This is a genomic window from Tolypothrix sp. FACHB-123, from assembly GCF_014697075.1.
Classification (GTDB): domain Bacteria; phylum Cyanobacteriota; class Cyanobacteriia; order Cyanobacteriales; family Nostocaceae; genus Aulosira.
Genome location: NZ_JACJRE010000047.1, coordinates 1 through 12,565, shown reverse-complemented (window position 1 = coordinate 12,565; position 12,565 = coordinate 1). Strand labels below are relative to the sequence as shown.

Here is a 12,565-nt window from a genome sequence, read left to right as displayed (position 1 = left end):
CAGATTACTTAGTATAAAATTTGCATTTATCTTCTGAGTAAATATGGGAAATACATCAATTAAAATTGAGGAAAAATAAATGTATTTATCATATTATTCTTAGTTCTAATTAATAGCTTGAGTAATCTCACTAGATGCCTTAAAAAGTAGTTTATATAAGACTTAATCTCTAGTTTTTGATAATTTTTAAGTGAATTCACGTTGAAATACAATGTGTTTTGCAAAATTACTTGAAGTTATTACTAATATTTTTAAACTCTTGACATTGGTTATCCAAAACATGAAGTGTAATGAAAATTCATGAAAACTTTATTGATAAGTACAAAAAAATTATGTAAAACCTGATATTAGAGCCGGGAATAATTTTCCCTTTTTTTCACACCGTCTCCCTAGAGAAATGGATGAATAAGATTACATGGTGTGAGGCAATATAACAGAGTCTCAGTGCATAGGGAGAAGGTATTTGGCAAAAATGTTTGAAAAAGGTGGAATTCTCAATTTTGAGTGATTGAGAAAGTTTTTTTCAGCAATTTATCAACGATAAAGCCATGACTACTATTCTCAGAAGAGGCGAAAGCGGTAATCAGTGGGATCGTTTCTGTCAATGGATTACTAGCACTGAAAATCGGCTTTATATCGGCTGGTTTGGTGTATTAATGATTCCCACTTTGTTAACTGCGACGATTTGTTTCATTATTGCCTTTATTGCAGCACCACCTGTGGATATTGACGGTATTCGTGAACCTGTCTCTGGTTCTTTGCTCTACGGTAATAACATTATTACTGGTGCTGTTGTCCCCACATCCAATGCGATTGGGTTGCATTTCTACCCACTTTGGGAAGCGGCTTCGATGGATGAGTGGCTATACAATGGCGGACCTTATCAACTGATTGTTTTGCATTTTTTGATTGGCATCTTTTGTTGGTTGGGTCGGCAATGGGAGTTAAGCTACCGTCTGGGTATGCGTCCTTGGATTTGTGTAGCTTACTCGGCACCTGTAGCGGCTGCGACTTCTGTATTCTTAATTTACCCAATTGGTCAAGGTAGTTTTTCTGATGGGATGCCTTTAGGTATCAGTGGTACCTTTAACTTCATGCTTGTCTTCCAAGCGGAACATAACATTCTGTTCCACCCGTTCCACATGCTAGGGGTAGCAGGTGTATTCGGCGGTTCCTTATTCTGCGCCATGCATGGTTCCTTAGTATCTTCCTCTCTCGTTAGGGAAACAACTGAAGTTGAATCGATTAACTATGGCTATAGATTTGGCCAAGAACAAGAAACCTACAGCATTGTCGCGGCTCACGGTTACTTTGGACGCTTGATTTGGCAATATGCTAGCTTTAACAATTCTCGTTCTTTGCACTTTTTCTTGGCGGCTTGGCCTGTAGTTTGTATCTGGTTGACGGCTTTGGGTATCAGTACGATGGCATTTAATTTGAATGGTTTTAACTTTAACCAATCAGTGCTTGATTCTCAAGGTCGTACAGTTGCTACTTGGGCTGATGTGGTGAACCGTGCCAATTTAGGAATTGAAGTGATGCACGAACGCAATGCGCATAACTTCCCCTTAGATTTGGCTAGTGGTGAGGTGAGACCGGTGGCTTTCCTAGATTCTGCGATTCAGGGTTAATATTCGGTTAATATAATTTAACAGCGCTCTCTCACTAGAGGGCGCTTTTTTCGTGGAATCACAGATCCACTGAGAGCAAGGAAAGCTGTTTACACAGTGATTTCTCACACCTTGCTGAGCGATCGCTTGCCTAGTGCAGTAAACATATCTGGTGTTGTTGAGTACATTTAGGAAATTGTCACTAGCTTAAATTAGTAAAATATGACATTTGCTATTTCAAAAAGATTTTTAATCAGCAATTCAATATAAGATGTGAAATTTAAATTCTCAAATCACAATGACCAACCTAACTCCTAATTCTAGTTTTAGTTTGACGCTCCGCTTGCAGATTCCCAATCGTGTGGGGATGCTGGCTTCTGTTACCCAGGCGATCGCTGCTAATGGGGGACTACTAGGACAAATTGATTTAATCGAGCAAAGCCGCAAAGAGTCTACCCGCGATATTACTGTGGATGCAGCTAGCACTGAACACGCGGAAACTATTGTCCAAGCAGTCAAAGCATTACCACACATTCAAGTGCTGAATGTATACGATCGCACTTTTAATTTGCATCGTGGCGGTAAAATCAGCATTGCTAGCCGCATTCCCCTCAGAAGTGTTTCTGATTTAGCTATGGCTTACACTCCAGGGGTGGGGCGGATTTGTACTGCGATCGCGCAAAATCCTGAGGAAGTTTATAACTTAACCATCAAAAAGAATACGGTAGCTATTGTTACTGATGGTAGTGCTGTCTTGGGTTTGGGAAATTTGGGGCCAGATGCGGCTTTACCAGTAATGGAAGGTAAAGCGATGCTGTTTAAAGAATTCGCGGGTATCGATGCTTTCCCCATCTGCTTGGCAACCCAAGATACAGATGAGATTGTCCGTACAGTGAAAAATATTGCGCCGGTATTTGGCGGCGTAAATTTGGAAGATATCGCTGCCCCGCGCTGTTTTGAAATTGAAGCGAGACTGCGGCGCGAGTTAAATATCCCTGTGTTTCATGATGACCAGCATGGTACAGCAATTGTCACCCTCGCAGCGTTATTTAATGCGTTGAAACTGGTTAACAAGTCACTTGCAGAAGTGCGGATTGTGATTAACGGTGCTGGGGCGGCGGGAGTAGCGATCGCGCGATTACTGCGTAAAGCTGGGGCTGAAAAAATTTGGATGTGCGATTCCAAAGGTATTCTCTCTCTGAGTCGGACTGACTTAACAGAGGAAAAGCAGGAATTTGCAGTTAAGGCTCAAGGTACCCTAGCTGGTGCATTGCAAGGCGCAGATGTGTTTATTGGTGTCAGCGTACCCGGAGTTTTGACTCCAGAGATGCTGCAAGCAATGGCAAAAGATGCGATCGTGTTTGCAATGGCAAATCCGATTCCGGAAATTCAGCCGGAGTTAGTGACTAAAAATGTAGCTGTGATGGCGACTGGGCGCAGCGATTACCCGAATCAAATTAATAACGTGCTGGCTTTTCCGGGAGTCTTTCGTGGTGCCTTAGATTGTCAAGCACCGACAATTACCGCCACAATGTATTTAGAAGCGGCGAGTGCGATCGCATCTCTAGTTAAGCCTGCAGATTTGGATCGGGAACATATTATTCCTTCAGTGTTTGACGATCGCGTTGTCACTGCTGTATCTGCAGCGGTGCAACAAGCAGCCCGTTTAGAAGGGATTGCGCAGAGTTGATTAATCAGGGGATGGGATGATTAGCCCATCCCCAAATGTTTATTCTGCGTTTACAAATTCTAAGTAGCTGTTACTGAGTTCTTTGACTGCTGCGTCGTAAAACTGCTTACCATGTTCTGGGGTAGCTAAGGCGGGATTGGAACCCATACGTCCATCTGGGTAATGCAGGCGAAAATCGGCCGCACTGTAAATTCTGTGTCCTTTGGCGACTTCTGGTGAAAGGGATGCTTGCTTGATGGCTTCAGGATATACGTATTGGGTAACGGCTACTTCGCTAGGGGTGGCATGGGAGCCTTCTTGATCGCCGTATAATTCTTTAGCGAGTTTATATACTGAACTGCACATGAACCAGTTAGCAACTTGACATTGTACCTGATGTGCATTGTGAACTTGCAAGTCTTCTAAATAAGCGTAGGTTTCAGAGAAAGCGGCTTTGAGGGTGGCGATGTTACCGCCATGTCCGTTGATAAAGTAGAATTTGCGAAAACCTGCTTTACTCAAACAAGTTATATAATCTTGCACTACTTGAATTAAAGTACTGGGACGCAGACTTATAGTACCAGGGAAAGCGGTGTGATGTAGTGCCATACCTACATTGATTGTCGGGCCGATCATAGCTTGAGTAGCTTCACCCACACCACGAGCGATCGCTTCTGCACAAATAGCATCTGTACCAATTAATCCAGTGGGGCCGTGTTGTTCTGTGGAACCAATCGGCAAAATAATACCTGTAGACTGCTGTAGATAAGCTTCAACTTCAGGCCAGGTACTTAAATGTAGTAACATTTTTAATTAACTTCCTCATCAAAATTGCTGTGGAAAGAAACATTATTCTACTAAGTAGCATCATGAATAATTAGCCTGCCACTAACACGATTATGAACTCCCTAAGTGGGAGGTGGAGGTTATGGCTATGAAATTTTGTGATTTATCTGCCAGTTTTACCGGGTTAACTCTAGGATTTTGGCTTTTTAATAGTTTGCTGACTCTTCCGGCTGTGGCTGGACGTTATGTTTTAAACCAGACGCCGCAAACAATTGCGCGCTATTTTGGGCGTTACAATAGCAAACAAATTAATGGGGAGCAAGTGACTTATACCTATGCGCCTCAAAGCTTCCGCAGGTTATTTCCACAATTCCCTAAAAGTAATTTTTCGATTACTTTTGTGAATAATCAAGCAAAATATATCAACTTAAATTTTAACGGTGATTTTTTCCAATATCCAGGAGATTACAATTACGATAAAGCGCAGGCGTCGAAGTTTTATAATTATATATTTGGCTATCAGCCACCAATTTGGCGGGAACTTTCCAGTAAGTTTGGTGGTAATGAAACAGTTTATTTGTATGAATATTGTTTGGGTGATGGAGTAGCAACGAGTTTTATGAGATATGGATACAAGCAATTTACAGATTCCGCCACGTTATCCTATAACAGCCGTTGCGAACCCTCAGACAATTGAAATGAGAAGTGATTGATTTTAAGTACTGCTTGGTGTAAGTGGGGAATTTTTAAACGCAGAGTCACGCGGAGGTTTGCGCAAAGTTACGCTGAGTGTTTCTCTGGCGTTGCTATAAATTAATGAAATGGTGTATTGAGGATGAGAAGATGTGCGTTCTGAATGTGTGAGGAGATGAAGGCTAGTACCGCTACCGAGTAAGTCAAAAGTCAAAAATCAAAAATCAAAAGACTTATATTCTGGGCTTTTGCGCCATTTAGAATGGTATGTTTATTTACGCCCTATTGCACTAGTAGCGTGATTTTTTGTTTAGTCAAAGTAATAATGCTTTTTGACATCGCTGATGATTTCCCAGGTACAGGACATTCCAGCTGGAAAGGTGACTAAATCTCCTTTACCCATTTGCACTGGCTGTCCGTTATCAGGTGTCACAATGACATCACCTGTCAAGAAGTAGCAAGTTTCTTGAGTATCATAAGTCCAAGGGAATTTGGACACTTCTTTTTCCCATATACCCCAGTTCGCTACGCCCAGCTGTTGAAGGCGTTCTTGACTTGGTTGATGATCAATTTTAATTTCCATGCCGCTATCTATCTAGTTTTAGCAATAAGATTGGATATCTTCTCCACATTTATCTACTAAATAGCATAGAGCGCGAAAACGCAAGCCAACCAATTGATCGTATAGGGGATTGAGCTTGCACATGGGGGGGATGTGGGCAATTTTGCGACCAAATACGACAACATCACGCTCAAAAGGACATTGAGCGGGGATTAGTTTAGCAATTAATTTGGCTAATTTTGGGTTTTGAATTTCTAGATTATCCAACCATTGGCGTAATGGTTGTAATAAATCAAATTTTGGTTGTTCTGTGTTGCTAACAGGGTTAACAAAAGCGGAGAAAATAATAGATTGATTAGTGGTTTTAATCATATTTCTGAGTCAGTTTTATTGTTGTAGATGAACCAATGAATACGAGAAATTGTAGCTAGAAGTTCTAACTAGGGAATTTGATATTGTCCTTAGCAATAGAAATAATGCAAGTACAACTAGTTACTTGGCAAAATAGCTGCTAGCAAATAGTGCAACTAATCATTATTTAAACGCACCATTCACTGGAGAACTGTCCAGTTAAATACAAAATAACAAAGAAATTATAAAGCTGGTATAGTTTAAAGTTATTGATTACTTATATTCCTCATACCAAACTTATATATTAAGTCTAAATCTCTAGTTAAGAAAATGCATAGTATCCTGAGATGGACTTATATCTATAGAAGCGATGTTTTCCTCTTACTATAGCCAGATTTCCTGAGGATTAGACTGTATAACAAATCTGGTTTTAGGTGGGTAATATCTAGTTATTTGTTATTTTTATTACAAAAATTAATATAAAATTTATCTAGTGTACTAAGAATTTGACTTTTGCTGAGTTCGCGCTCATATAAGCTCATATAATACTTGGAATTAGGTAAGCACATTCGGTTCAAAAAGTACATTTTTGTAACCATTAGTTTGTAGCTTTTGGTGTGGTAATTGCTCAGTATATACGGAGGTGGAAATCAAAAGATGCAATGGAGCAGATCCCCAACTTTTTGAAGCAGCCGGGGATCGTGCAGCTAGTTGAGGTGTGAGTGTAAACTAATCTATAAATAATTGAAAAATTCTGCGGGAACTAGTCTTAATTCGCCGGATGTAAAGCGCTCAATGTTAATCCAGAGTGCGCGATGTTGATGGTTTTCTGATTCAGAGAAGATTAAACTATCTAACTGATAAAATTTAGAGTCAACAAAATCGCATTGATAAAGTTGAATGATTTCATGTCCTTGTCTACCGTTGAAGATAAAAATATTTTCTAAACAACCTAAATAGCGAATATTAGTTAATTCTGCTTGAATTTCTTCTTGGAATTCTCGTTGTAAGGCTAAAATGCTAGGCTCGCCAAAGTCCACACCGCCTCCCAACGCGCGATAAAATGTAGATTGCTTGACAGGGTCGTAGCCTTCAGAGACAAAGATACGCTCGCTATCTCGAATCAATCCTAAGGCTAATACCCTGATTTCCCCTGATTTGCCCATTTTAGTCTCTTCATTAACTAATTATCGTAGATAGAGTAAGCCCGGCTATCGCTATCTTCAACGGGCCAATCTTCGTTTTCACCGCCAAGATACAATGCTTCAATAGTCACATATTCTTCACTAAGCTGGGTGAGGGCGTTAATTAAGATATCTATTGCGATCGCATCACTGGTTCCCAAATCAAACCAGCAACGCGCCCATTCACCTTCATACTCAAATTCACCCATGTTATGCATTAGCGCTAGTAAGCTTTTGTCATAACCTTGGACGTCATAATTCATGTAGCTGATTTCTAACCCGGTTTCCTGTACCTGAAGATTTTCGGCGTTAAATGCACCTAATTTACCCAGATAAAACCAGGAATTGAAAACTTCTTCTACATATTGTCTTTCCCGTGCTGAGGGAATAGTTGTAAACCTGAGCCAAATCCAAACATCAAAAGGATTAAATTCGCGAAATTGGATGTGCATTATCGGTATATATCTCCATCATCTGAAAATAAGCATAGCAGGTGAGGGGAGGGGGTAGGGATTAGGGGCTAGGGGCTAGGGGCTAGGGAAGGGGGACAAGGAAGACAAGGGGGACAAGGAGGACAAATGACTATTGACAACTGATACCAATTTGAAAAATGATTGCGACAGATGGAAATCTGAAACGCTTATCTAATAGATGTTTCACAATCCAAAATCTAAAATCTAAAATCCAAAATGGTATGACTAACCCAAACTTTTGAGGGTATCGTTGGCGCGACTGCGTTCGGATTGGATTTGTTTGACTAAATCGGCGGGGAGTTGGGATTTTTTGCTTAAGGCTATGTCAAAATTGGCGATCGCATCTTGGAGTAGTTGACGACTGTTTTGTTGTCTCCCTTGTTCGTGGAGAATTTGCGCTTTTAGATAATATACCTCTGGGTTATCTGCTGTGGCTTTTACCGCCCGGTTAGCATAATCCAAGGCTTGGGAGTAATTTTTTAAGTCACGGTAAGCAATGGCGATACCCCGATCTACTAAATATTGGGGTGCAGCATTTTTTTCTAGGCGCTGAATGGCTTCGTCTGGGTTAGTAAATGGGAGATTTACCGCTAACAGTAAATCCATATAGCCTTTAATTAGGTTCAATTCTGGATCGTTGGCGGAAATTGCTTCGGCTTTATCTAAATATTGATAGACTTGTCGCAGCTTACCTAAAGCTTGAGCTGCACCACCTGCACCTTCACGGGTAATAATTACTGCTCCCTCTAAAAAAGTGCCAACGGCTGTGTATAAATTACCGCGTAATGGATCGGTGGCAATTAATTTTTGTCCAGCTTCCAGGGTTTTGGTACTGTATGTAGCTAATGTAGCCACATCGTTATTGGTATAAGCTAAGGATGCCCGCATAGCATAGGCTAAGGGTTCGTTAGGTTCATTAGCTAGGGCTTGTTTGAGGTAATTTTCCGCTTCAGGATAGTTACCTTTTTGAAAAACTGCTCTAAAAGCTGCTTCTGTTTTGTCACCAATGGCGCGAGGGTTATTATCGCGGAAGGGATCGCCAGCAAAAGCCGGATTTATCGCTAGCTGAAATGCGATCGCGGCGCTGAAAGTTGCTTGAACTAGGCTGGTGATTCTCGCCAGCACAACTGATTGAGGAGCCGAAAACCATTTAGTCATTGTCACCCTCAGAATAATTGCGGTTACTGTTTTCTGTTTCTAGTTGCTTATGTCACTTAGAATGCGAACAAATCTTTTTCTTAACCTTCTGCCTTTCTTAGCCAAAATTGCCTACAGAGATCGACTTTTGTAATTGTTGCAGGTTCCCTATCGGTTGTAACCATTGCTTGGGCGTAAGTCTGGCACAATGAGAAAGTTGGGCATTGGGTATTGGGAATGAATTCTCAAGCCTAAAGTTTAAAGCTCAAAGCTTAAAGCGGTAGGGTGCTGTGCTTTTCCACTCATAAAGGGATTGAGTGTGTCGCCGGTTTCAATCAAGGATTCTAGCTGTTAGATTAAGGTTGGAAAGCAGGTTAGACTTATGAATTTTTGCGGAATTTTTGAGAATTTCCTGAATGCTCTTCTTGTAGTTAAGCCTATTTGATTCAGTATATTCGGCAACTCTTTGGTAATTTTAACAAATGCTCTATCTTAGAAATCTGGTTTATCATCCCACAGCCTGCCCAAAAGCGATTCTGAAAACAATTAACTTAGAATTAGCACCGCAACAGCTAGGTTTGATTATTGGGCCTAGTGGTTCTGGTAAAAGTACATTATTAGAAATTTTATCTGGATTAGCTGAACCTACTTCTGGCGCAGTCTTTTGGCGCGAACAAGAACTGATTTCCGAACAGTTGCAACAATTGGCGGGGTTAGTCTTTCAGTTTCCCGAACGACATTTCTGTGGTGGTTCGATTTTAGAAGAATTACGCTTAGGACATCCGGAATTAGGCTCAGAGCGAGTGAGAGATGCGCTGAGTGAGGTAGGATTAGAGCATTTATCGCTATCTACACAACCCCATGCTTTGAGTGGGGGACAACAGCGACGTTTAGCTTTGGCGGTGCAGTTAATTCGCCAACCAAATTTACTGTTACTCGACGAACCGACAGCCGGCTTGGATTGGTCAATGCGTCGTCAGTTAGTAAACTTATTAGCGAAACTCAAACAAGATTGGACTTTGTTAGTAGTCACCCACGATGCGGGGGATATGTTAGCGATCGCAGATTGTTGTTGGACGCTGAATCATGGCGAGTTAAAATCAGTCGATCCGATGGTGCTGAAGGCGAAAGTGCAAGAACCACAACCTGCGGTGTAATTGGTTGACTGTTGACAGTTGACTGTTGACAGTTGACTGTTAACTAATGACCAATGACAAATGACCAATGACAAATGACAAATGACAATTTCCTAGAAATCTGGCAAGAAACTCTAAATTGGCAACCTAACGCGCAGCAGCAATTAAAATTTCAGCAGCTTTATGAATTAATTCTCGAAGGGAATCGTCAGTTAAATTTAACTCGCATTACTGAAGCGCAAGAATTTTGGGAAAAGCATTTGTGGGATTCGCTGCGGGGAATTGTCTTAGAACAGCAATTTATTGCGTCTGTTGATGAGGGTGCATCTGTAATTGATATTGGCACAGGTGCAGGGTTTCCGGGAATTCCAATAGCGATCGCAGCGCCTAATTGGCAAGTTACACTGTTGGATTCGACGCGGAAAAAGATTAATTTTATTGACAAAGTCTTGACTGAACTGGCTTTAGATAATGCGAAAACTCTGGTGGGGAGAGTCGAAGAAATCGGCCAGGAAATTCAGCACCGCCAAAGTTATGATGTGGCTGTAATTCGTGCTGTCGGATCGCCATCTGCTTGTGCAGAATATACTTTACCATTGCTGAAGCGTGGCGGTTTAGCGGTGATTTATCGTGGTAATTGGATTGAGGAAGAAACCGCAGCTTTAAAAAAAGCAGTGAGTCAGTTGGGTGGTAAGGTAGAAGCGATCGCGCAATTTACTACGCCTTTAAGTCAAAGCATTCGTCATTGTGTGTACTTGCGCAAGATAGCCGCGACTCCTGCTAATTTTCCTCGCGCTGTTGGCGTACCGATACAAAAGCCGCTTTAAAATCATTCAAAATTCAATACACAGGGGTAATATCTCTCGCTTATCCCGAAATTCCGCCGTCACCCTACAAGGGTGCGGCTAATGAAACAAAGCCCACCTTCGTGGGCTTCTAGCCTGCGGGCGTTAATTCGGGTATGGGAGAGAATGAGCTTTATTTACAAATTACTTGCATCTTGTGCGTGACCGCAATGTTTACAGTGGGGTAAATGTTTGTAAGTCAACTCGTGACAATTTGGGCACTCCATATATTGATAATAACCGCAGTGGGGACAATGGCGATCGCCACGGCGAATTTTCTTAGCACAGTTGATACAGCGCGAGTTTTGGACTCGATTGGCTGCTTGTAATTTCGGGTTGAAAACAAATTGCTGAAAGAACTTGATGATGAGAAACCCAACTAAGGGAATCAGCAAGATGTAAATGTAACTGATGAGGAATAATAAGCCGCCAAAAATCGCGTTAATGACATCAAACAGGAATGTAAATAATGCACCTACTTGCAGGAATTCAAAGATTTTGAGAATTAAGGGAATAAAAAAGATAATTAATAAATGCCAGCTAATTAAAGCAATCAATCCATATCTGCGGCGTTGTGCATAGCTGTGAACTAAGAACGCAATCAGAATTAGTGGCAGTAAAAAGAAAGATTGGAAGCTTAGTTGAATGCTAGGATACCAAAATGCTGCTTGTTTGTAGCCTTTTTCAACTTCAGCAAATTTATTTTCATCTTTGAGAAAAGCTAGATAACTAACACTCTCAGCTTTCGCTAATAATTGATTTTTGAGATTAGTAATTTCAGCTTTCAGCGTCGCAATTTGGCGGTTATTTTCATCTAAATTCTGTTTGGCTTTTTCCGCAGATACTTGATTAATTGATTGTGAAGGAGACTGTCCGGCAATTTTATCTAATAGCGTCGAGTCATATTGAGCGCGAATGTTACGATTTTTTTGCTCTAGATTACTGATTTTATTTTGCTGTCCATCGATATTTTTAATAATTTGTTGATTGGCAGCATTTTTAACTTTATCTTTGACATCAGCGTACTGTAAGCAAGTCGGAGATACTTTACCTAAATGTCCGGTTTCAGCTTGTTGATAGGTTTGCTGAAAACTCGGCTGATTTAAATCGTATGGTAATGCTGAACGAATAATTTCATAGTCTTTACTTTGATTAGTTTTCGTGCGGTAATTTTGCCATTCTGAATAACATGGGTAAGTTTGAGCGGGGCTGAGATGCCATCTACTGATATCATCTAAACCTGTAAAAACATTAACTAAGATAAAAATATCAATCAAGATAATGACAATCAAACTGACTGTATTTAGCGGTTGGTTATTGATTGTTCTTGATTTACGAAATATTTGATTGAATAAACGGCGAATTCTGGCGAACATTTTATTATTTCACATAAAGAATAAATAAATTAGTAGTCATTACTTCAGTCCTGACTACTAATTTATGAAAATTCCAGCAATAAACGAATGTTATTTATTTGACAGATGCTTGTCAATGCTCTGTTGGTACAGTTTGCCAACTATACCAATGTCTGACTGCTAGCCAAACGGCTGAAAGTAGCCCAGCTAGGCTGAGGGTAAGGCCGCTGTATGGTACTAATAATCCCAATACTGGTATGACAGATCCAGCAATTGTACATAGGATCGCAGCTAGGGAAGCACGACGGTTTCCGCCCAATCCCCACATTAAGCTGAGTAAGATGAGGGAAATCATTGTCCAAACTAACACAGGACTAATTAAGCGTCCTAAATAGGTGAGAGTCAATATACAAGCAAAGAATATTCCGGCGGCGATCGCTACATTTTTTAAACTCATTGGTAGCGACAAATAAAGTAAGATAATCCACCAAATAAATACGGCTGGTGCTAACAATAATAAACGCGGGATAATCCCTGTATTGCGAATTGGTTCAGTGTTTGTAAAGACGCCAAAGGGATTTTTTACAGATACGTTATCATCAAATATCCAAGTAAATACAGTGCTACCTTTTTCGGTTTTTTTATTAGTAGGGGCAATACCACTAAGCTGTTGTGCATTTAAATTGTGATAACAGCGTCGCCTTTATTTTTGAGTTTTCGCCCCCATTTAATAATTAACTCTCCTTCATTTAAAAGTTGATGTA

13 protein-coding genes and 1 pseudogene are annotated in these 12,565 nt (G+C 40.6%); 5 read left to right on the top strand and 9 right to left on the bottom strand.

Annotated elements, in window-relative coordinates:
* The first annotated feature begins 548 nt into the window (after positions 1–548).
* Positions 549–1,631, top strand: a complete 1,083-nt coding sequence (gene psbA, locus H6G41_RS25055) for a photosystem II q(b) protein (protein WP_190749704.1) — start codon at positions 549–551, stop codon at positions 1,629–1,631.
* A 277-nt stretch (positions 1,632–1,908) separates the two neighbouring features.
* A complete protein-coding gene (locus tag H6G41_RS25050; protein WP_190749702.1) occupies positions 1,909–3,300 on the top strand; it encodes a malic enzyme-like NAD(P)-binding protein in 1,392 nt (463 codons plus the stop codon).
* Between the two features lie 39 nt (positions 3,301–3,339).
* Here H6G41_RS25050 and H6G41_RS25045 read toward each other — a convergent pair whose 3' ends face one another.
* Positions 3,340–4,086: a creatininase family protein gene (locus tag H6G41_RS25045; RefSeq protein WP_190749700.1), complete on the bottom strand. Its 747-nt coding sequence runs from the start codon at positions 4,084–4,086 to the stop codon at positions 3,340–3,342.
* Positions 4,087–4,207: 121 nt separating this feature from the next.
* Here H6G41_RS25045 and H6G41_RS25040 point away from each other — a divergent pair, with 121 nt between their 5' ends.
* Positions 4,208–4,762 (top strand): hypothetical protein, encoded by a 555-nt coding sequence (locus H6G41_RS25040; RefSeq protein ID WP_242038040.1) that lies wholly within the window; start codon positions 4,208–4,210, stop codon positions 4,760–4,762.
* An 18-nt stretch (positions 4,763–4,780) separates the two neighbouring features.
* On the opposite strand, the gene H6G41_RS25035 is transcribed toward H6G41_RS25040, so the two are convergent.
* From H6G41_RS25035 to H6G41_RS25010, 6 genes are all read right to left on the bottom strand, one after another.
* Positions 4,781–4,972, bottom strand: a complete 192-nt coding sequence (locus H6G41_RS25035) for a hypothetical protein (protein ID WP_190749698.1) — start codon at positions 4,970–4,972, stop codon at positions 4,781–4,783.
* A gap of 96 nt (positions 4,973–5,068) precedes the next feature.
* Entirely contained in the window at positions 5,069–5,341 is a 273-nt protein-coding gene (locus tag H6G41_RS25030) for a cupin domain-containing protein (RefSeq protein WP_190749696.1), read from the bottom strand.
* Positions 5,342–5,359: 18 nt separating this feature from the next.
* Positions 5,360–5,692 (bottom strand): Mo-dependent nitrogenase C-terminal domain-containing protein, encoded by a 333-nt coding sequence (locus H6G41_RS25025; protein WP_190749694.1) that lies wholly within the window; start codon positions 5,690–5,692, stop codon positions 5,360–5,362.
* A 713-nt stretch (positions 5,693–6,405) separates the two neighbouring features.
* The gene (locus H6G41_RS25020) at positions 6,406–6,837 is read right to left on the bottom strand and encodes an NUDIX hydrolase (protein ID WP_190749692.1); all 432 of its coding nucleotides are present in this window, start codon (positions 6,835–6,837) and stop codon (positions 6,406–6,408) included.
* Positions 6,838–6,854: 17 nt separating this feature from the next.
* Positions 6,855–7,307 (bottom strand): DUF3531 family protein, encoded by a 453-nt coding sequence (locus H6G41_RS25015; RefSeq protein ID WP_190749690.1) that lies wholly within the window; start codon positions 7,305–7,307, stop codon positions 6,855–6,857.
* Positions 7,308–7,553: 246 nt separating this feature from the next.
* Positions 7,554–8,486, bottom strand: coding sequence for a Sll0314/Alr1548 family TPR repeat-containing protein (locus tag H6G41_RS25010; protein WP_190749688.1), 933 nt, complete (start codon positions 8,484–8,486; stop codon positions 7,554–7,556).
* A gap of 461 nt (positions 8,487–8,947) precedes the next feature.
* Here H6G41_RS25010 and H6G41_RS25005 point away from each other — a divergent pair, with 461 nt between their 5' ends.
* Together H6G41_RS25005 and rsmG are read left to right on the top strand one after the other, a co-directional pair.
* Complete coding sequence (locus tag H6G41_RS25005) at positions 8,948–9,622, top strand: ABC transporter ATP-binding protein (protein WP_190749686.1); 675 nt, start codon at positions 8,948–8,950, stop codon at positions 9,620–9,622.
* 74 nt (positions 9,623–9,696) lie between these two features.
* Positions 9,697–10,428 (top strand): 16S rRNA (guanine(527)-N(7))-methyltransferase RsmG, encoded by a 732-nt coding sequence (gene rsmG / locus H6G41_RS25000; protein ID WP_190749684.1) that lies wholly within the window; start codon positions 9,697–9,699, stop codon positions 10,426–10,428.
* A 155-nt stretch (positions 10,429–10,583) separates the two neighbouring features.
* Here rsmG and H6G41_RS24995 read toward each other — a convergent pair whose 3' ends face one another.
* Together H6G41_RS24995 and H6G41_RS24990 are read right to left on the bottom strand one after the other, a co-directional pair.
* Entirely contained in the window at positions 10,584–11,822 is a 1,239-nt protein-coding gene (locus H6G41_RS24995; RefSeq protein WP_190749682.1) for a hypothetical protein, read from the bottom strand.
* A 112-nt stretch (positions 11,823–11,934) separates the two neighbouring features.
* Positions 11,935–12,465, bottom strand: a pseudogene (locus tag H6G41_RS24990) (hypothetical protein); the annotation flags it as partial.
* Between the last annotated feature and the right edge of the window lie 100 nt (positions 12,466–12,565).

Excerpts from the sequence above, each read along its gene's own strand:
- H6G41_RS25050 (WP_190749702.1), top strand. The coding sequence starts at position 1,909 with ATGACCAACCTAACTCCTAATTCTAGTTTTAGTTTGACGCTCCGCTTG.
- H6G41_RS25010 (WP_190749688.1), bottom strand. The coding sequence starts at position 8,486 with ATGACTAAATGGTTTTCGGCTCCTCAATCAGTTGTGCTGGCGAGAATC.
- rsmG (WP_190749684.1), top strand. The coding sequence starts at position 9,697 with ATGACAAATGACAATTTCCTAGAAATCTGGCAAGAAACTCTAAATTGG.
- H6G41_RS25030 (WP_190749696.1), bottom strand. The coding sequence starts at position 5,341 with ATGGAAATTAAAATTGATCATCAACCAAGTCAAGAACGCCTTCAACAG.
- psbA (WP_190749704.1), top strand. The coding sequence starts at position 549 with ATGACTACTATTCTCAGAAGAGGCGAAAGCGGTAATCAGTGGGATCGT.
- H6G41_RS25040 (WP_242038040.1), top strand. The coding sequence starts at position 4,208 with ATGGCTATGAAATTTTGTGATTTATCTGCCAGTTTTACCGGGTTAACT.
- H6G41_RS25015 (WP_190749690.1), bottom strand. The coding sequence starts at position 7,307 with ATGCACATCCAATTTCGCGAATTTAATCCTTTTGATGTTTGGATTTGG.
- H6G41_RS25005 (WP_190749686.1), top strand. The coding sequence starts at position 8,948 with ATGCTCTATCTTAGAAATCTGGTTTATCATCCCACAGCCTGCCCAAAA.
- H6G41_RS25025 (WP_190749694.1), bottom strand. The coding sequence starts at position 5,692 with ATGATTAAAACCACTAATCAATCTATTATTTTCTCCGCTTTTGTTAAC.
- H6G41_RS25045 (WP_190749700.1), bottom strand. The coding sequence starts at position 4,086 with ATGTTACTACATTTAAGTACCTGGCCTGAAGTTGAAGCTTATCTACAG.
- H6G41_RS25020 (WP_190749692.1), bottom strand. The coding sequence starts at position 6,837 with ATGGGCAAATCAGGGGAAATCAGGGTATTAGCCTTAGGATTGATTCGA.
- H6G41_RS24995 (WP_190749682.1), bottom strand. The coding sequence starts at position 11,822 with ATGTTCGCCAGAATTCGCCGTTTATTCAATCAAATATTTCGTAAATCA.